Below are 18,548 nucleotides of genomic sequence, written 5' to 3' on the forward strand. Positions count from 1 at the left end.
AACCGGCAAGATTTCCGCTTTTCACTTAGGTGCTGACTCTTGTCTCTCGTTTAAGACCGACTCAGATGTCGTCCGGCCCCCAAAAAGCTAAGATCATGACCGCTGGCGCGGCCCAATTGCGCGATCAGAGTGCCTGAGGTGACCGCGCCCAGTGATGGCGAGCCGTATCCGCGAAAGAAGGATTTTCCGATGTCCTCCGTCAAACGCCTTCGTACTCGCCTGGACGAGACCGGTCTCATCCATGTCATGGCCGCCCATAGCCCTCTTTCGGCTCTGCTGGCCGAAGAGGCCGGGTTCGATGCTTTATGGGCATCGGGCTTCGAACTCTCCGCGCTTTACGGTCTGCCGGATATGAGCCTGATCTCGATGACCCAGCATCTCGACATGCTGCGCTCGATCGCTGGACGCACGACGCTGCCGATCATCGCTGACATTGACACCGGTTATGGCAATGCAATCAACGTGATCCACGCCGTTCACGAATACGAGCGAGCTGGCGCCAGCGCTGTGGTAATCGAAGACAAAACCTTTCCGAAAGTGACAAGCCTTATGGCTGGCGGACGCCAGGAACTGCTCCGCATCGAGGAGTTCCAGGGCAAGATCGAGGCCGCTGTTGCGACAAGACGAGACCCCAATTTTCTCGTAATCGCCCGCACCGAAGCCCTGATTGCGGGTCTCGGCGAAACGGAAGCTCTGCAACGAGCAAAAGCTTACGAAGAGGCCGGCGCCGAAATGGTGCTAATCCATTCGAAAAAGAAGGATGCATCAGAGATCGAAAGCTTTTCGCGCGCCTGGGGCGGATCGGTGCCGCTAGCGATCGTTCCGAACGCGTACCCGGATCTCGACGCCGAGCGGGTCAAAGCACTCGGGAATATCCGCGTAATAATCTACGGCAATTACGGTATCCGCGCTGCTGCAACTGCGATGAGAGAGACCTTCCGCCGAATCATTGCCGATGGCGGCGTCCAGAACGTCCACAAGGATATTCTGCCGGTCGAAGAGATTTTCGACCTCCAGAACGTGGATAGCGTCAAGGCGGCCGAAGCTCGCTTCCTTCGCTAGATCTCTTGTCCAAGACGGCGTCATTGCGTCTGAACTCTGCTCGGGCGCAGTTTTTGCTGTTCGACAATTGCTGTAAACGCCCCTCTCCTACCGCGCAAAGAGCGATCACGCCAGCCGATTTAACGGCACTATTTCGTCGCGCCTTTGGAAACCAATGTGCGCACCTAGAAGTGAGCTCGTTCGCACGGATTGCACCGCGTCTGAGCGAAATCGCTTTCGCGCGCGACCTGCAGTTGGTATCTAGTAACCCGGCTACGATCATCGAATAATGTGATGGACGATTGATTTCTGGCAATGCCCTCCTGCGAGAACTGACGGGCATGCCCGAAATTCCGGAGCACAAAATGGCTACCGAAACGGATGAAGTGCCACTCAATGCGATCCGGGTATTCGTCACAATTGCGCGCGAGGGAAGCGTAACCCGCGCGGCTAGCGCCTTGCGAATGACCCAGAGTTCGGTCAGCCGCTACCTCGCCGTGCTGCAGGAGTATCTGGGCAGTGACCTCATGCAGCGTCGCGGCCGGCGTAGCGAATTGACGGAATTCGGACGGCTTTTTGCGAACACGGTTGCAGAACCGCTAGATACCGTTTGCTTCACCGCTAAGAGAATGCGCCGCCGGAATCGTCGAGACACCAATCGGATTGTAGTCCGCACGTCACTCTCGACTTTCGCTTACGCCTTTCTGATTCCAAATCTCCAAGCTTTTTCTAATGAAATGGGCGGCGTAGTTGTGGATGTGATTAGCTCACTTTCGCAACCGACGTCGTCCGACGATTACGACATTTTGATCACACGGGATCTTTCCGTCATCGAGCCGGCAGATGATTGGGAACTCTACAACGAGCAACTCGTATGTGTGGGCTCACCAAATCACGTCGATGGCAAGAGCCTCCCGGTTGTTCGCACAGTACCCATCCTGAACATCACATCCCGGCCTGACATAATGCCGACATGGCTGCGGGCCATGAACCTGACCCCAAAGGATATAAAATCGGGAGCGCGATATGATCACAATTACCTGGCCCTGCCGGCGGTGATGACGGGCAAATGTCTTCTCGTCGCGCCCGAAATCATTGTAAGTGACCTGGTACGTGGTGGAGCTCTCAATGTGATTCCACGATCGCGCACTCCGAGCGGCATGCAGTATCGCGCCTATGCTGTCGACCGAGGCGATAATCCCGAAATGTCTCGCGCTTTTTGCCGGTGGCTCGTTCGTCTTTGTAAGAAGACCGCCCTTGCGGAGACGGCATAAGATTGTCGTAGCAGCATTCCAGCTTGCTGAATATCTCACCTAGCACCCGCTTTTCTTGAACGTGAGAGCAAAGCCCACAACGACGACGCTCGGCCCTTCGTCTGGACCAAGAAAAAGGGTCCTTCAACGCCGTTTGAAGCCGCCGTATGCTCAGCTCTGATTTAGATACTATTTTGCAGAAGGCCCCCGGCGGGCATGCCGGAGGCCTCCTTGGAGGTTAACTTCGTTTTTTGAGCCCTCTTTTCTCCTTCCGCTGGTTTAGACAGAGCCTCACCAGTTCCGCTGAGCCCGCAAGAGCAGGGTCAGCGTGCTCTGATCTTTCAATTCGTAAAGAGCCGCCGGCTTGGCGACCGCAGACTGCACAGGCAGTGTCACTGTACTTCCGCTCGTGTACTTTTGGTCGAGCATGGTGTAGGCTAGATCTGCCGTGAAGGTCAGGTTCTTGACCGGTGTCCAGCGCGTGACGACGCCGACAACCCCATAGTTGAAATCAGGATTACAGCCAGCATTGCCGCTCGACAGCGCAAGGTTGGCTACGAATGCACCGCAGATGTAGCCCTTCGCTGCGCTGTTATACCGAACGGCGCCCCAGCCGCCGTAGATGGCACTATTCCAATGAGGATCCCAGTTGTGGGTGTAACCAGCATGGAAGCCGTACGTCTTGGTTAGCTCCTGGCCCGCACCGGCAACGAACACGGAGTCAGACAAGCCCGCCAGGCCGACGCTCTGATAAGCACCTGCCAGCCCCGTGCCGCCGTACATCGCGTAGGTGGTTGGCATCAAATCGTTGAAGTTGTAGCGGGTCGCGCCGTTGGTATAAGCGCCTGACACGTTGATCGTGTCACCGGCTCCGGTCGGGATGTTCTTGATTGACAAGGCCAAAGCAGCAGCCCAGCCCCACTTGTCGTCCGGATGCCCGGTCGCTTCGTCGCCACCGTAGTACCCAGCATGGTTGTCGTGCGCCGCGAACGACGCCTGGAAGAGACCCCACGCCTGGTCAATACGAACCATCGCGATGAGGTCTGGAGACGATGAACCGCCGATGTTGTTAGTACCGTACGCACCGGTGGCGAGAGCGGCCGCCGTTGCTCCACTTACATTCCAGATATTGGTCGTGCCGTAGGCGACCTGATCCTGGGCTGAGAAAGCGGCTGTGATGCCTTGTCCGAAGTCAGCGGTATAGGTGAACTGGTTCACGCCGGTGACCCATCCGCCGCCGCCCGGAAGATCATCGAAGTCGTTGCCTGGATAGTTGGTCCAGGGCGCCGAGAACTGTGAGACGGCCTTACCCATCGTAAAGCCTGCGAACTGAATGAAGGCGGAGTAGACGCCGAGCGAACCACCAGCGACCTGTGAAGCGGTCGACGTTGTGTAAGCGGTCGCCCCATTGACGGCGCTCGTGCCGGCGCCAGTATAGCCGCCTGACGTCCAGGTGAACACGCCCGAGAAATAGGTGCGAACGAGGCCGTACTCAGTCGCGGTGCGCGTGTCGATGCTCAGTCCTTCACGAGCGCGCCAAGTGTAGCTGTTGCCTAGACGGTTGCGTGCTCCCGCTACGCCATTGGCGGCCGGGTCAAAATCGCTGTTGCTATTCGCGACAACGTCAGCGCGCAGATATCCGCCAAGCTTGATGCAAGTGTCCGAGCCAGGGATGTAGTAGAAGCCAGCGCCGTACAGTGAGCAAACCTTCACGTACTCCACTGCTCTGGCTTTGACTGGCAGGTCAGCAGCTTGTGCCCCACTCGACGCGAGAGACGCCGACGCAAGAGTCAAAACAACATTCTTGATTGTTCGAAGTAAGCGAAAGTTCGTTTCTGAGAGTGTCATTGTCCCTATCCACTGGAGGTCAGATTTGTGCGGCCGACGCAGTATCGTTGGGACGCAATCGTTTGGTGACGGAGATCAAGTAATCCGATGGCAGGTTCGGATTTCACGATGGATCACATGAGAACTGGAGTCATCCAATCGACTTCTCGGCCGCAAGATACGTAGGGCTAAGCGCGTGTTGCTGCGCAGGTCCAGGCGAGCGGTCGGATGCCACCCAGCGACGAAGCGCTGAGCTGTCGTACTGGCCGATGAGCTTCGCACCCTGGGAGCTCGATCCACTTCCAGCCTTCGGTGGCGATCGTTTCCGCCTCTGCCTTTCGCTTCTCAGCGACCAGACCGTCGAGCAGAGCGACGTCCTCGAGCCAGCCGCCGTCGTCGGACTGGAACGGGTTGCGCAGCACCACGCCACCGGCCGCCTCGTAGGCATCTAGGCCAACAAACATGGCGCGACGGTCGGAGGCGCGCGCCGACTTCTCCGTCAACATGCGGCGGATCAGATAAGGCTCTTTCTGCCAAGAGCCGGAGATGGTCTGCCAGACCTGCTCCTGGCGGCCGTGATCCGCGGTGACGGCGAAGGCCATCAACTGCTCGAGCGACATGCCCTCGTCGGCATAGACCTCGAGCAGCGCGGGCGAAACCGAGGCGAGTCGCAGGCGTTGGTTCACCACGTTGGGCGAGCACGTAGCTCACGCTGTCCCGCGGAAATAGCCGAGATAAACTGCGATGAGTGCGGCGCAATTGCCGGCTGAGGCTTTCTGCCATTGCGGCTTCGTCTGTGGCGACGCACCAGTCTACGACATCGCGGATAATCTGGCGGGCAAGGTCACCGCTTGTTGGGGCAGAGGTTGATCCGTCGAGAAGGAGACATAACACGGCATCGGCGCGCACTCCGAATCCCCCGCAATCCCGGTTATCGCGCGTCCTCTTTCATTGCTCACTGCGCCGATTGATCTCCATTCCCCTCTCGCTCGCCAGCATCGCTCTGGCTTATGGCGACAAAGCGCTCTCGTACAATATCGACCCGGCCTTCAGGTCCCTTGATATTGCCGTCGAGAAAATGATCAAAATCCTCATGACCTAAGAGCGCTTTGAACTTCTCTGCAATGTAGCAGCGAACATCATCGTCTGCGTTTTGGATTTCAGCCACGAGTTCCTCTCGCCCATCAACGACGAGAAGGATGTCCTCGATGTCACTGCTGCCTAGGAGATCGTCGTTGCCGCGGCCGAGATATGCTTCCAACTTTGTCGCCACGAACAGTTCCGGCGTGAGGCGCTTGATGTTCAATGTCTCGTTCAGGTGACACGTGACCGGCGTCTCGATGCCTTTGGCGTACCAGCGATTGCTAAAGCCGAGAATGCTTTCATCATCCGGCATGAAATCGACTTTGAGGTCGCCGAGCCGCATGCGGCAAATGACCTCGTCTTCCGGAGATTCCACGAACCCCTTCTGACGCAACTGGTCTTGCCGTTGAGCCCATTGCGCATGCCCGACGAGATCAACGATCAGATCCACGTCATCGGTTGCCCGAACGCCTTCGAGCACGATCTCGTCCGTAATGAAAAGGGCTGTTGTGCAACCGCCAACAAACACCAGCCGCTCGCGCAGTTCATCTCCCAAAGACTGCGCGACCGTTTGCAACATATGAAGCAATTGGCCTTTAACGGTGGTCATTTTCTGAGAAGCCTTTCCGATAAACGCTCGGCCGCGAGCCCAGCCTCCCTTTGATGTCCAAGCCTGACACCATCGATAAGGGCCAGATACTCGTACAGGCGATCGTCTTTTTGAATGGCCTGGGGTACGCTTTTAAACAGCGGGTCTACCGCCTGCCCCATGTCCTTGCCTTTGGCGTACGGCCAGACGTAAATGTACTCTCCTGCGCTGATCAGAAGATTTTTAAGCGGGGCGGCCGCAAAGGCGGTGGGGATGCCCCGGGTCATCGCACCCGGTTTAGCCGGGAAAACGAACTTCAATCCGTGCACCACGAAATTATAGAGATTGCGGCGGTTGGGCTTTGCCTGGCCGGTTTCCCGATCTTTGACCGCAAGTCCCGACGAAACGCTCCGGTTGATCGACGCATTGACCTCTGTCTTGCTGATACCAAGGGCTAACTCCAGGCTGCGTACTGAGTACGGGTCATCGTTATGCGCAGCCTCCACAAGATGCGCGTCGCCCTCATTTTTGGCCTGCTCAAGGCTCACGAGCTTCAGCAATATAACAACGTCTTGACTTTTCATGCAGATTCGCTCTCGTCCGCTGTCCTAGGACAAAGGACAGTAGACCACAAGGGGTCTTCGGATCAAGATCGAACGTACCGCGTTGTGGCGCCCGTGTGGATTTCCAGCAATACATCTAGCGCGGTTTGCGTGCCGTGCGCGGCTATCATAGAGACGGCTCCGGATGCCCCGTTGTAGGAACATCGGGCGACCACTCTCTCGAGAAATGAAAGCGGCAGAAGATGCTGTCTTTCACGTAACGTCGTCGTGCATGCCCAACGTGTGCTGCCGTGTCAGAATCTAGAAGATCGATATCATTCGAACCAAGCACCTGCTTCAATCTCCGCTCGATCGCCGACAACGCGTCCTGGGATCCAAATCGCGCAATCCCTCGGCAAAGTTTAGCCCGTCGACCGGTTCATAGTCTTCAATGGCTGTCCACTTCTCCAGCAGCGGCAGGAAGAGGTCAGCGCCCTGGTGCAGCGGCGCAGCATCGATCACTCCTCCCTCGAACATGTCCATTTGAAAAAGGGCTGTCATTCCAAGCACGATGCTGCTGGTCAATCCCGCCCTATCCGATGGAGAGAAAGTGCGTTCCTTGAGGCGTCGTATCGTTCCGCTTAAGATAGGCAGGTACTTGCCTCGCCTTGGAGATCTTCTGCGAGGCTATACGTAGATCGATACTACTGGTGCTCCGGAGGAGGTTGAGAACGTTGCCGGCCTGACTGCCGGCCGTCGAAGGAAAACCGCACCCACTCGCATCGAGCGGAACGGTCCATGGATCGCGGCACCGATCTCGTCTCTTCATTAGCCTCTCTCCAGAAGCTCCTCAAAAAGACTGTCGCTGCTCGGCTGCGGTTGGAGGCGACCGTCTAAGTTGCACCAGACGCGAAAGTCTGTTGTCCCGGAACGGCGTGCTCGACCATCTCCCATCCAACGGGATTAGCGCCCCCAAGGATCGGCCCCCGTGCGCGAACCGCGCCGCGTTCATCCGCTGCTCAGCGGCGCCTCCATGACGAGGCTGGAAAAACAGAGTGAGGATCGGGTGGTGTTTTGCCATGACGATCTCTGCGAACAGCTTTGCGTCGACACCGCCGCAGCCGGTTGGACTGGCCTCTTCGATCCACGAGAAACGTAAAGGTTTGGGGGCGGCGCCTCATCGCCTCACGCCCGCTGCTTGTCTCGGCGGCGAGAATTGATCTGCGCCATCAGGATCGGGCCAAGCGAAAACTCGCCGACCTCGGCTTTTCGCGTCAGACCGCGCAGATAGCCGCCGGCGGAATTGATCGCCGTCCCGCGCTGCAGGATACACGCGACGACGATGGCCGCGGGCACCTCGCCCATAACCTTTTGAGCCTCCTCCCAGGCGCTCGGACTGATCCCCAGCATCGATCGCACAACGGCCGCGGTAGCGAGGAAATCGCGCCAGTTCGAAACCCCACCCTTCGCATAATCGACGATGTCGGGACACGCACTCAGGACCATTCCCAACGGATAAGCCCCCTCCCCGACTCGCGACGGTTGAGGTTTGGGCTCAGCTCCCGCCGCCCTGCCTTCTCGGAAGACAGGTTCAAGATCAATTGGGGTATCTGGATTTGAAGTCTGTATGTGGCGCTCAGAGTGGGACTCATTGGCGCCCGGATTCTTGGATTTGATGTGTTCTTCCAGAAGATTGAGCACGTCATCGGCAAGCTGAGACAACTCGTCGGCGATCGGCTCGAGCTCCTGGCGCGTAGCCGTGCGCGGAATCTGATCGACGATCGCGCGGAAGGCAGCGTGCACAACCTGCCAATCGGCAGGCCCCTGCCCTCCCCTTCGCGTCGGAACGGCTTCTTCGATGCCAGTTGCAATCATCTTCGCGATGTCGCGCCGGCACAGGGTGATGCGCTCTCGTACGAGCTTGAGTGCGCGGGCCTCGGCTTCGATATCGGCCGCCAGGCTCTCGAACTCCTCCGAGCGCACGACCAGCGGCGACAGATCGAAGCCGAACGCGAGCTCGATGTCGCCGGCATTGTCCTTCCGCGCATACCGCTTGCCATTGGGACTGTCGCGCCGAACGATCAGGCCCGCGTCGACCAGCACAGAGAGGTGACGTCGCAGCGTTGACGCTGGCATGCCGTGCGCCCGCCGACTGAGTTGATGATTGGACGGGAAGACAATCAGATCGCCTGCCCCCGTCAGTGCGGTCTCGGGATGGAACGTTAAGAGCGCGTTCAAGACCGAGAGCGAGCGCTCCGACACTCCAAGGCGCGGCCGTGCCGTGCAGATGGCGTGGAAGATCTTCCACTTATGGACGATCTTTTCGGGCGGACGTTCGGTTGCGACCATCTGGCTTGCCACATGGGCAAGCGTCAGCGATCGCCGCCCAAAGGGCGTCGTTGGGGAGTGTGACTGCATGTCTTTGCCTCATGCGGGCAAAGAAAATCCGCTCACCAAAACGGTGCCGTCGCTAAAGACGCTTGACTGCGATTCGTGAAAGTGATTCTCTGTCAGTCGCCAAACGTGACGAGAGAAGGCTTTCGGACGGAGACGTTCCGGGGGCCTTTTTTCTTTTCCGCTATGCTCCTACGGTGAGAGGACGGAAACGCGGGTACGCATCGCGCCGCCCGACCGTGTGAGGTCCAGGCAGCGCCATATCCAAAGCGGCAAGACGCCCGATGTCACTCATCGGTGCCTCCATCGAGAAATGCCCGGTAGAGTTCCGGCAGCCGCGAAATAACAAAGTCTCCAAACGCAGGCGCGGCCTTTTCATCTACAGCTAGCGTGATGCGATCTGCGCGACGTTCAATCTTCACGATCTTTTTGCCTCCGTCGTCCGCCCAGGTTGTCGGCCGTGCAACTTTGGGCTTGCGGGGCGCCAGCGCGGCCATAGTTATCGCGAACCGTTCATCGGAAGTAGCGCGCACAAACCGATCGCTGGCAACGCTGTCGGCCAATACCTTTTGGTCGTGGCGGCCTACAAGCCGCTCCGCCAACTCCATCCAGCGCCGGCGGCCGGTTTTTGGCGCTGGTCCGATTGCATCGAGTAGGCTCCGGGGAAGGGCCCGCGCGACCGTGATGAGGCGGGAGAGCTCCGTCTTGTCGACGCTGAGCGCCGCCATGATGATCTCGCGCTTGAATCCACGATCCTCGAGCGCGGCGGCGTAAGTTGCCCGCTCAATAAAGGACAGATCCTCCCGCTCACCATTCTCCTTGCCTTGTGCCACCACCAGGTCTTCGTCGCTAAGGTCGCGGACCACGGCCCGCGCAGGGCGGCCAAGTTCGGCGAGCGCACGAACGCGACGATGGCCATAGGCAATCTGAAACCGGCCCGGGCTGGACGGATGCGGGCGAAGGAGGATGGGAACCAACTGCCCATTGGCGCGGATCGATTCAACGAGGGCAGAGTGCTTCTCGTCCACGCTCGTCATACGATCGGGAACGATCGAGGCGTCGATCAAATCTGGGGCGATCTCGACGACGGTTTGACCGGTGGTGAGTTGCTCGGTCAAGGCCTTGGCGGCATCGCGCTCCGCGGACAGCATCTCGAGTGAACGGCTCATGGCGCCGACCGCTCCGCGCGACCCAAGTGTTGGCTGGGTTGGTCTGCGATTGTCGCTGGGCTCACCTGACGGTTGTTCGTTGACCGCGGTCAACTTGTCATCAATGAGGTCCGCAAGCAGGTTTTTTCGACCCATTAGGCCCTCCCCCACGCAGCCTGGATGAGGCTTTGGATTTCACCATTGACGCTGTCCAGCGATTCCATGGCGCGGTCGTAGGTAGCCCGTGTGAACTGATCGCGGCTGACCTCATAGAGCGTTTGCTTCGTGATGCCCGCGTCCGAGATCGCCGTACTTTTCAGCATCATGTTCGTGACCATGCGGTCGCCAAACAGCGAGCGCATAAAGCCGACCATTTGGGCCTGCGGTCCATCGCCGGGCTCATAACGCGTGACGAGATAGCGCATCCAATCGTAATTCATGTTGCCGCCTGCTTTAGCCACGACGGCAAGGAGGTCGGATGTCATGATTAGAAATTGGCACATCGACATGACATCGAGCATCTGCGGATGCACAGGGATCAGAATTGCCGTTGCTGCGCAGAGCGCAGAAAGCGTGAGAAATCCGAGTTGAGGCGGACAATCGATCACGACAATATCGTAGCGGTCCTGAACCGTGGCGAGGGCACGGGCAACGCGGGCGAAGAACAGCGGGTCACCCGACTGGCGCGCAGCGAGCGCTTTCGGGGTTTCATGTTCGAATTCCATCAGTTCGATGTTGCCGGGAACGATGTCGAGCCCCGAAAAGTAAGTCTGCCGAATGATCTCATTCAGTTCGCGACGCGCGTCGTCGTAGCGGATGGCGCCGTACAGAGTTCCGTTTTCCTCGACGTCAAACTCTGGCTGGTAGCCGTGCAGCGCGGAGAGCGAGGCCTGCGGATCCAGATCGATCGCAAGCACTCGATAGCCCTGCAAGGTGAGATGTTGGGCGAGATGCGCGGCCGTGGTGGTCTTCCCCGACCCTCCCTTGAAATTAACGACGCCAATGACTTGCAACTGTTCGCCCGCGACGCGATACGGTCGGTATCGGCGCGCACCCTTGCCGGATTCATCGAGATAAGTACGAAGACTTTGAATATCGTCGAATGTGTACGACCTTCGACCCGATGGGCTGGTGTCCGGCTGAGGGCCCCTGCCCTCCAGCGACAATTGGCGGAGGTAGCCGTCATTAATGCCGACGAGCTTAGCGACTTCGCCAGACGTAAAGCGGCGCAGATGCTTGCGTGCTTTCGGCGGGAACAGCTTCGTTCGGTGGGCGTGCAGCTTCGCCGACAGTTCCCGCGCGTCTGCCGCGATCGTGTCGTGGATCGCCTGCGGCGCGCCAGGCGTGATTGACGCCATCGCTTGTTGGTCGTTCAGGGCCACGGCTTTCTCGCGTAGTTACGAATTTCGGGTACACGGCATGCGCAAAGCGTGGCTATTACGCCCGATTCTGGCCGGTCTCGCAACAGTTAAAGGGTAAACCAATCCTTAACGGTCCGAATCGGCCCACGGGTGGTCTAAAGTTGACCGCGGTCAACTCTCGGCACGTAGCCTGCGCGGCTGCTGCGAAGGCGCCGCTCTAAACAGAAGTTGACCGCGGTCAACTTTCTCCGACGCAGTTCCCACAATCGACTCGCGCTCGAACTCTATCACCGCCCCATTCGGATCAAAATTCAGCGTTGAGCCCTGGCGCGCTCCGCTCAGCCGCAACCGCAACATCCGCTGCGCGGCGCCCGCGCCGAGACCGTGCAGACGCGAAGGATGGCAGGTCGGAAGGATGGCAGGTCGAGAGTCCCGCGACCCGTCACGAGCAAGTCGTCCAGCGGATCACCAGATGCGGGCGCTTGCGTTTGCACCGATTCGTCACGTGCCGGCTTGGAATGGCGAGCCGACTCGGCCAGCGCTGCAGCGAGGGAAAGTGCCCTCTTTCACCGCTAAAGCCGGCGCGCTCCCAGCCGCCGTTCCACCCTCGAAGCCGCATGATCATCGGCTGCGAACATGTCGCGCTCGCACAGCACGACCGCGACGTCAGCCCGCATAGCGTGACGATCAAGGGCTTTGGCGGACGGTCGGCTCCCAAGCGGCACAACACCCCGGAAGCAGTGGACCTCGCGCGGCAGGCGTTCGAGCTTAGGCACGGGGTTGAGGACCTGTTATCCCTCGCGGGTGTCCTATGCGGATCACCCGCCGTGCCATCCCGGGTTGCTGGGTCCCACGCTCCACGCGACTGGCGGGACTAAGAAAGCAGCAGGGATGGCGGCGCGACGGGCAAGAGGTAGACCGGAGCCGGTCGGGCGATCAGTGTCGCCGAAACCGGTCTCGGCCAATCCAGTTCGGAAGGAACGGCATCTCTTCATCTTCGCGGAACGGGCCACAATGCGGATCAACGGCGGTGCAGCCCATTTCCCGCTCGCAGCCGAGGGCGAATGCAGATGTAGTCGGCGGAGGCTTCCTCAGCTCCGCCTCCTTGGCGCCTTCCAGCATCCAGGTCGCACCGCGCCGAGGGTTTACCCGAGCGGGTCTCGGATCGGTTGTCTTGAAACCACGCAAGCGCGGGCGAGGGCATCGACGAGGTTGTGGTCGTCCGGGACGGATCGAGGTCAGCTAGGGCGGCAACAATGGAAACAAAGCGCGCCTCGTGTCCGGAGACGGAAAGGGCAGGGTAGGGGAGCGGAAAGGACGGAGGAATAGGGGAGGCGTTTATCAGCCGTTAACCATAAAGTTCCAGTCAGCACCATAAAGAGCCGCACGTCGACCTGAGGCCGCCCGTCACTGGAAGGCCAGCGACCTTGGCGGTCCTACTAACGCGGCCTGCTCCCGTATTCCCTGTATCGAAATCACCTAGGGATAGTTGCGTCTAGAGGAGCATGCCATAGCCGTGCATATCGAGAATTCACAGACCGAGGCGATGGCGCGGGAATTGACGGTGGTGGAAAAAGGTCCGCCTCACCCGAACAGTGCATCGGCACGCGCTCATGAGCTCGAGATCGAGCCGACATCGTTTTTCCTCGACCGCGGCGTCCAGTTCTGCCCGGATCTGCGCCATAGGGGGCAACTCCTCGGCGGACAGCCCACCAAACGATTTCGCGACGGCCCGTATGACGAGATTCATCGGCGCATCGCCCTTCATCGCGCTCATCAGCGACTGAGACGAGGCACGCGAGCTTTTGGCTCGCCTGCAGGAAATCGGAACGCGTCTGACGTCGCCGCAGGCCCTGGGGAGGGCGGTTGCCGTGGCAGCACAAATCTTTCGGTCAGCGCCACCGCGGAGGCGCTCGAAGATTAGGTAGCCTGATCCTCATTGCCGCAGTGCCGGTGCAGCTTGAGACCGCACGGCTCGCTCGACGCCTTTCTCGCTTTGGGCAAGGGCGGTCCGGCGGGCGTCAATTTCCGGACCTGTTTTTACCTACGCTTCACCTTGCATTCCGCGCAGCCTGATTTTCGAGGGCGCCTGCTTTGCCGGGGAGGGGACAGTCACCGGAGCGGCTGGTCCGGAACAGGGCAGGGTTGGCACGAGTGGCGATTTGTGGTTGATCTGAAGCTTGGCGCTGGTGATTTGCAGCGCTGCGCGTGCTGATCGCACTGCGGCGGCACCCCATCGATAAGGCGTGCTTATCGATAGCAAGAGGAGAGCGGGAACAGGCCTCGCTATGACGGAACATAAAGGTGTGTTAGGTTCCGTTTCGCCATTTCCTCTTAAGGTTATCAAGGCCTTGTCTTCCGGCTACAAAATCGCCGATCCACTGCCTTGGGCTCAGCTCGCGGGGCCGCTTGCCGCGGCCGAGGATGCTGTCGCCCGCCTCGACGAGCGACTGGCCAAAAGCCCAATCCGTGACGGTGCGATCAGCCGAATGCACTTCGCCGAGGCTTGCGCCACTCTGTGGCTTGACGGCGAACTTGTCCACCTCGATGACCTCGTGCTCCACGACGCCGGCATGGACGTCCGCGCCCCCACCCACGAGCTGACCCGGGCTCACGCCGTGCTGCGTGCCCGTCGGCGCATTGCCGACGCGAAGCCCAATTGGGCGCTGTCGGTTTCCGGACTGGCTGACCTTCGGGGCCGGCGCGAGCGAGAGGAGGTCGAGGAACGTCTCGGGCTCAACGAGGACGCAGAGCGGGACGCGGTGGGTTTCGACGGACCGCTTGGCGTCATGAACACCGATCTCCATCTGGCCGCAGCCTTCGCCGCGGTCGACGCCGCCAACGCCAAGGCGGAGCGCAGACTCGCCGACGAGCTTCGGTCGTGGCCAGAGCGGGACTCGCTCGTCTACGATCCGGACTGGGACGAGGACGGCCGCCTCGACGACTGGCGCGCCGTCGTCGATGAGACCCGCAATTTGCCGCCGACTCTGGCGGCTGCAATCGCCGCGGATGCCTGGGACGCGATTGAACCGCTCGAGCACACGCCTTGGCTAGGGTGCCTGCTCGCAGCTAGCGTGTTGCGCGACCGCGGCAAGACACGCTGCTATCTGTTGTGCCTGCATGGAGGGCTGAAAAGCATCTCGCGTGAGCGTCGGCGGGCACGCGACGTCGCAGCGCGGCTGGTTGTGCAGCTCGAGGCGATGACGGCCGCCGCCGAGGCCGGCCTAAAGGACCACGACCGCTGGCTGATGACCAGAAACCTCCTCGCCCGAAAACTCGCCGGCCGGCGCGCCACTTCGAAACTGCCGGCGCTCCTCGACTACGTGCTGACCCGGCCGATCGTCTCGGCCGGCATGATCGCGGCGGAGCTTGGGATCACGGCCCGTGCGGCCCAAAACCTCGTCGCCGAACTCGACCTTCGCGAGACGACTGGCCGGGGACGCTATCGCGCGTGGGGCATCCTGTAGAGCGCGAGCCGCAAGCAACGTGAATTCCGTGCAAAGAGCGTAATGGGCGAGCGTTCGTGCGCCGCAGAACATCAGTGAGGCAGCACGGAAAACGGGATCCCACAACGCGTCGATGGATCGCCGCTGCCGCAGGCTATTGAAAGAGTTGACGCGGATCCACACGAGCTCGAGAAGCACTAGCGCGACATGCAGGACACCGAGTTTACGGTCGAGCAGGCAAGCTATAGATGCTTCGGACCCGCGGCGGCACATGCCGACTTCGTGGTGCTTCTTCGAGATCATGAAGGGCCTGCCGGTCACGATCGGGCTTCCGGGTACCCTTCATAAATTCCTGGCGAACACCGATGCGAGGTCGAGGGAGTGGCCGCACCACAATGGTGAGACAGTGGGAAACACAGCGAGTCCCCTTATGATACGGGCGTGCAGGGCTTCTGACCACTCACGTTGACCGGATGTTTATCGTTACCATGAGCGGCGTTTACCAGTGCACGCGGTCACTGCGTGGAACCACCTGTGTTCGCTTGCGTGCGCTGCACGCGCAACGCCGATTAACGCCCCAGCAACCTAAATTAGATACTCACGAGAAGACTCGAATCGCACGGATGTACTGCGGTTCGATTTTTCTAGCGTAAGCGTAGCGTGCGCGTAGCGTGCGCGTAGCGACTTGTGTATTTGCATACCCGTCCGAAGGGCGCGCGGTTCGCGTCCTTCGGCACTGGTCTCTGCATCTTCGCATCAACGCCAGAGACCGGCAGTAGCACACCGCCTCTCCGCTGGCGCCTCAGCCGTTCGCGCGCCGCCGCTCGCAATCCCCAATCGGTCCCAGGCCCGAGACGCTGCGCGCTCGCTGACGATTCAGCCGCTCGAACCGCTGAAGCAGGCGGAAGCACGCCAGAAACTCTGGAAGGCGATGCTGGTGACCAGATCTGGCTGCCCGAGGTCGGCAAGTCGACGCACTACCACGCCTAGTGGGTGCGTCCGTCCTGGCTGGCCGAGATGAAGAAGATGACACGAGCGCCGTCCACACCTTCTACCGGCCTTGCGCCTGGGGCGACGCCAGCGAGGAACCAAACTGGGGCATCCCGCGCAGACCGCCGCACTCTCCCCCCCGAACTCGCCGAGGAAGCGAAGAGCTCGGCCGAGATGGCGTGAGCGAACCGCGGTAACCTTTCTTACGTCTCCCCGCTTGCGGGGAGACGTAAGATCGCTCTTGCGATGCGGGCGAGGGGGTACAGGTCTTTCGACAGCCGAATACGTGGAGAGATGCCCCTCACCCCAGTCCTCTCGGCGCGAGCAAATCTCGTTGCGGCCCCGTAGGAACGGGGAGAGGGAGTAGACCTCCTCAGGCCTCGATATCCAGCGCACAGTCGAAATTCGGCGCTGAATGCGTCAGTGCGCCGGCTGAGGCGTAGTCGACGCCGGTGGCCGCGATGGCTGCGATCGAATCCAGGGTGACACCGCCGGATGCCTCCAGTTTGAGGCGTCCCTCGTTGAGCCTGACGGCTTCGCGCAGCGTCGCAATGTCCATGTTGTCGAGCAGCACGGCGTCGGCAAGGCCGGTGTCGAGCACCTCGCGCAATTGCGTGAGCGTGTCGACCTCGATCTCGATCTTGACGAGATGGCCGGCATGGGCGCGGGCGCGCTCCAGCACGGGGCGGATGCCGCCGGCGACCGCGATGTGGTTGTCCTTGATCAGGATCGCGTCGTCGAGGCCGAAGCGGTGATTGAAGCCGCCGCCGCAGCGTACCGCGTATTTCTCCAAGGCGCGCAGTCCAGGGGTGGTTTTTCGCGTGCAGCAGACCCGCATCCTGGTGCCTTCGGTGCGCGCAACGTAGTCTGCGGTGAGTGTTGCAACGCCCGACAGGCGGCCGACGAAATTCAGCGCGGTCCGCTCCGCCGTAAGGATGGCACGTGCCGGCCCCGAGATCGTCAGCACCTGCTGCCCGCGGGCGACGCGCGCGGCGTCGCGAACATGTGCGCGTATCTCGATGTCGGGCGAAAGCTTTTGCAAGGTGGCGAGCGCCAGCGGCAAGCCGGCGATCACGCCGGACTGCCGTGCGACCAGGATTGCTTGCGCCTTCGTTGCTTCGGGGATCGTCGCAAGCGAGGTGATGTCGCCGGCACGGCCGAGATCCTCATCGAGCGCGCGTAGCACGGCCTCGTCGAGCGCGAGCGGGGAGAGAAAGGCGTCGGGATAGAGCAGAGAGGTCGGGGTGATCATGGCAGACTCCGTCAGGCGATCATGGGTTGCGCGGCTCGCGGTGTCGGGCGTTCGGTCAGACCGTCCGCGAATTCGCGCACTACTGTGAGCGTAGTCATGGTGCGTTGCGCGAGTGCGGGAACGTCCGCGGAATGGTCGGAGCGGAAATGCGCGCCGCGGCTCTCGCATCGGCTCCAGGCCGACGCCGCCACGAGCAGGGCTGCCGTTGCCATGTTGCGGACCGCGATGCTCGTGGCCTCACGTTCGAGCGCGGCGAAGCTGCGAACGGCTTCCGCGAGCCCGTCACCATCGCGGATCACGCCGACATGCGCGCTCATCAGCGTCCGCAGCCGCTTCACGGCCGCAGCATCCGGCGCGCCGCCCCGCGGCGTCGCCACGTCCGAAAGGTGGGCGGGCGAGGGAATCGCGCGGCCGGCGATGTCGTCGGCGATGCGCGCGGCGTAGACCACGGCCTCCAGCAGAGAATTCGAGGCGAGGCGATTGGCGCCATGCGCGCCGGTGGACGACACTTCGCCGCCGGCCCAGAGCCCTTCGATCGAGCTGCGTCCGCGATGGTCGACCGCGATGCCGCCCATGTGATAGTGCGCCGCCGGTGCGATCGGGATGACCTGCGTGGCGGGATCGATGCCGGCGGCGATGCAGCTTGCATGAACGGTCGGGAATCTGTCGGCAAAACGTGCGCCCAGCGCTTGCCGCGCATCGAGGAAGGCGCCGCGCCCGGCCGAGATCTCCGCGAACACGCCGCGGGCCACGATGTCGCGCGGTGCAAGCTCGGCGAGCGGATGACGCGCCGCCATGAAACGCTCGCCACGGCCGTTGATTAGTGTCGCGCCTTCGCCGCGCAGCGCTTCCGTGGCGAGCGGCGCGGGATCGCGGCCGACCATGATGGCGGTCGGGTGAAACTGCACGAACTCGGAATCCGCGATGACCGCGCCTGCGCGTGCAGCAATCGCAAGGCCGGATCCGCTAGCCTCGCGCGGATTGGTGGTGACGGCATAGAGATGGCCGATGCCACCGGTGGCGAGCACCACCGTGCGCGCGGCGAGCAGGATCGGATGTGCGGCGAAATTGCCCGCTTCGCGCAATTGAAGACCGGTGACGGCGCCGTCCTCGGTCAACAGCGCTTCGGCGACGAGGCCTTCGATCACTCGGATCGAGGGCGTGCGCCGCACCGCATCGCTCAGCGCCGCGATGATGGCGGCGCCCGCGCCATCGCCACGCACATGCACGATACGCCGCGCCGAGTGTGCGGCTTCGCGCCCGACTGCGAGCCTGCCTTCGAGATCGCGGTCGAACGGCACGCCATAGGCGAGCAGGTCGTGAATCCGCGGCGCGGCCTCGCGCGCGATGCCCAGTGCGACCGCCTGGTCGACGATGCCGCCGCCGACGGCAACCGTGTCCGCGGCGTGCGCTTCCGGCGTATCGCCTTCAGCCACCGCCGCGGCGATGCCGCCTTGCGCCCATGCGGACGACGCGCCCAGTCCGAGCGGCGCGGCCGAGATCAATGTCACGGGCCGCGGCGCGAGTTTGAGCGCGCAGAACAATCCGGCAAGTCCGCCGCCGACGATGACGACGTCGTCGGAGCGGGTGAGGGTGTGGATGGTGTTGTGCATGGCTGTCTC

The 18,548-nt window shown here is 61.3% G+C and carries 14 protein-coding genes and 2 pseudogenes; 6 read left to right on the top strand and 10 right to left on the bottom strand.

Annotated features, from left to right (window positions below):
- Positions 1-189: 189 nt before the first annotated feature.
- Both IVB45_RS37665 and IVB45_RS37670 read left to right on the top strand, forming a co-directional pair.
- Positions 190-1,062, top strand: coding sequence for an isocitrate lyase/phosphoenolpyruvate mutase family protein (locus tag IVB45_RS37665; RefSeq protein ID WP_247357282.1), 873 nt, complete (start codon positions 190-192; stop codon positions 1,060-1,062).
- A gap of 344 nt (positions 1,063-1,406) precedes the next feature.
- Complete coding sequence (locus IVB45_RS37670; RefSeq protein ID WP_247357283.1) at positions 1,407-2,315, top strand: LysR family transcriptional regulator; 909 nt, start codon at positions 1,407-1,409, stop codon at positions 2,313-2,315.
- Between the two features lie 270 nt (positions 2,316-2,585).
- On the opposite strand, the gene IVB45_RS37675 is transcribed toward IVB45_RS37670, so the two are convergent.
- The 5 genes and pseudogenes from IVB45_RS37675 to IVB45_RS37695 form a co-directional block, all read right to left on the bottom strand.
- The gene (locus IVB45_RS37675) at positions 2,586-4,142 is read right to left on the bottom strand and encodes a porin (protein ID WP_247357284.1); all 1,557 of its coding nucleotides are present in this window, start codon (positions 4,140-4,142) and stop codon (positions 2,586-2,588) included.
- Between the two features lie 266 nt (positions 4,143-4,408).
- Positions 4,409-4,810: pseudogene (locus IVB45_RS37680) on the bottom strand (DNA-binding protein); the annotation flags it as partial.
- Between the two features lie 266 nt (positions 4,811-5,076).
- On the bottom strand, positions 5,077-5,814 hold the full coding sequence (locus tag IVB45_RS37685) for a hypothetical protein (RefSeq protein ID WP_247357285.1): 738 nt from the start codon (positions 5,812-5,814) through the stop codon (positions 5,077-5,079).
- Positions 5,811-6,377 (bottom strand): hypothetical protein, encoded by a 567-nt coding sequence (locus IVB45_RS37690; protein ID WP_247357286.1) that lies wholly within the window; start codon positions 6,375-6,377, stop codon positions 5,811-5,813. The genes IVB45_RS37685 and IVB45_RS37690 overlap by 4 nt, the downstream gene beginning before the upstream one ends.
- A gap of 315 nt (positions 6,378-6,692) precedes the next feature.
- Complete coding sequence (locus IVB45_RS37695; protein WP_247282211.1) at positions 6,693-6,920, bottom strand: hypothetical protein; 228 nt, start codon at positions 6,918-6,920, stop codon at positions 6,693-6,695.
- Positions 6,921-7,323: 403 nt separating this feature from the next.
- Between IVB45_RS37695 and IVB45_RS37700 the strand changes: the two genes are divergently transcribed.
- Positions 7,324-7,494 (top strand): hypothetical protein, encoded by a 171-nt coding sequence (locus IVB45_RS37700; protein ID WP_247282210.1) that lies wholly within the window; start codon positions 7,324-7,326, stop codon positions 7,492-7,494.
- A 26-nt stretch (positions 7,495-7,520) separates the two neighbouring features.
- Here the strand turns inward: IVB45_RS37700 and repC are convergent, their stop codons facing one another.
- The 3 genes from repC to repA all read right to left on the bottom strand — a co-directional run bounded on the left by repC (position 7,521) and on the right by repA (position 11,235).
- Positions 7,521-8,753 (bottom strand): plasmid replication protein RepC, encoded by a 1,233-nt coding sequence (gene repC / locus IVB45_RS37705; RefSeq protein ID WP_247282209.1) that lies wholly within the window; start codon positions 8,751-8,753, stop codon positions 7,521-7,523.
- A gap of 263 nt (positions 8,754-9,016) precedes the next feature.
- A complete protein-coding gene (repB, locus tag IVB45_RS37710; protein ID WP_247282208.1) occupies positions 9,017-10,033 on the bottom strand; it encodes a plasmid partitioning protein RepB in 1,017 nt (338 codons plus the stop codon).
- Entirely contained in the window at positions 10,033-11,235 is a 1,203-nt protein-coding gene (repA, locus tag IVB45_RS37715; protein ID WP_247357290.1) for a plasmid partitioning protein RepA, read from the bottom strand. The genes repB and repA overlap by 1 nt, the downstream gene beginning before the upstream one ends.
- Before the next feature lie 1,519 nt (positions 11,236-12,754).
- Here repA and IVB45_RS37720 point away from each other — a divergent pair.
- The 3 genes and pseudogenes from IVB45_RS37720 to IVB45_RS37730 form a co-directional block, all read left to right on the top strand.
- On the top strand, positions 12,755-13,162 hold the full coding sequence (locus IVB45_RS37720; protein ID WP_247282207.1) for a hypothetical protein: 408 nt from the start codon (positions 12,755-12,757) through the stop codon (positions 13,160-13,162).
- Between the two features lie 364 nt (positions 13,163-13,526).
- Positions 13,527-14,705 carry an RHE_PE00001 family protein gene (locus IVB45_RS37725; protein WP_247357291.1) on the top strand — a complete coding sequence of 393 codons (1,179 nt, stop codon included), beginning with the start codon at positions 13,527-13,529 and terminating at the stop codon, positions 14,703-14,705.
- Between the two features lie 921 nt (positions 14,706-15,626).
- Positions 15,627-15,857: pseudogene (locus IVB45_RS37730) on the top strand (cell wall hydrolase); the annotation flags it as partial.
- Positions 15,858-16,047: 190 nt separating this feature from the next.
- Here IVB45_RS37730 and nadC read toward each other — a convergent pair.
- Positions 16,048-16,926 carry a carboxylating nicotinate-nucleotide diphosphorylase gene (nadC, locus tag IVB45_RS37735; protein WP_247282206.1) on the bottom strand — a complete coding sequence of 293 codons (879 nt, stop codon included), beginning with the start codon at positions 16,924-16,926 and terminating at the stop codon, positions 16,048-16,050.
- 11 nt (positions 16,927-16,937) lie between these two features.
- Positions 16,938-18,539 carry an L-aspartate oxidase gene (locus tag IVB45_RS37740; RefSeq protein WP_247807640.1) on the bottom strand — a complete coding sequence of 534 codons (1,602 nt, stop codon included), beginning with the start codon at positions 18,537-18,539 and terminating at the stop codon, positions 16,938-16,940.
- Positions 18,540-18,548 lie beyond the last annotated feature (9 nt).

This window comes from Bradyrhizobium sp. 4, assembly GCF_023100905.1.
GTDB lineage: Bacteria > Pseudomonadota > Alphaproteobacteria > Rhizobiales > Xanthobacteraceae > Bradyrhizobium.

Bases quoted from the DNA above. Each gene is read 5' to 3' on its own strand.
- repB (WP_247282208.1), bottom strand. From the start codon at position 10,033: ATGGGTCGAAAAAACCTGCTTGCGGACCTCATTGATGACAAGTTGACC.
- IVB45_RS37740 (WP_247807640.1), bottom strand. From the start codon at position 18,539: ATGCACAACACCATCCACACCCTCACCCGCTCCGACGACGTCGTCATC.
- IVB45_RS37685 (WP_247357285.1), bottom strand. From the start codon at position 5,814: ATGACCACCGTTAAAGGCCAATTGCTTCATATGTTGCAAACGGTCGCG.
- nadC (WP_247282206.1), bottom strand. From the start codon at position 16,926: ATGATCACCCCGACCTCTCTGCTCTATCCCGACGCCTTTCTCTCCCCG.
- IVB45_RS37690 (WP_247357286.1), bottom strand. From the start codon at position 6,377: ATGAAAAGTCAAGACGTTGTTATATTGCTGAAGCTCGTGAGCCTTGAG.
- IVB45_RS37725 (WP_247357291.1), top strand. From the start codon at position 13,527: ATGACGGAACATAAAGGTGTGTTAGGTTCCGTTTCGCCATTTCCTCTT.
- IVB45_RS37670 (WP_247357283.1), top strand. From the start codon at position 1,407: ATGGCTACCGAAACGGATGAAGTGCCACTCAATGCGATCCGGGTATTC.
- repA (WP_247357290.1), bottom strand. From the start codon at position 11,235: ATGGCGTCAATCACGCCTGGCGCGCCGCAGGCGATCCACGACACGATC.
- IVB45_RS37675 (WP_247357284.1), bottom strand. From the start codon at position 4,142: ATGACACTCTCAGAAACGAACTTTCGCTTACTTCGAACAATCAAGAAT.
- repC (WP_247282209.1), bottom strand. From the start codon at position 8,753: ATGCAGTCACACTCCCCAACGACGCCCTTTGGGCGGCGATCGCTGACG.
- IVB45_RS37665 (WP_247357282.1), top strand. From the start codon at position 190: ATGTCCTCCGTCAAACGCCTTCGTACTCGCCTGGACGAGACCGGTCTC.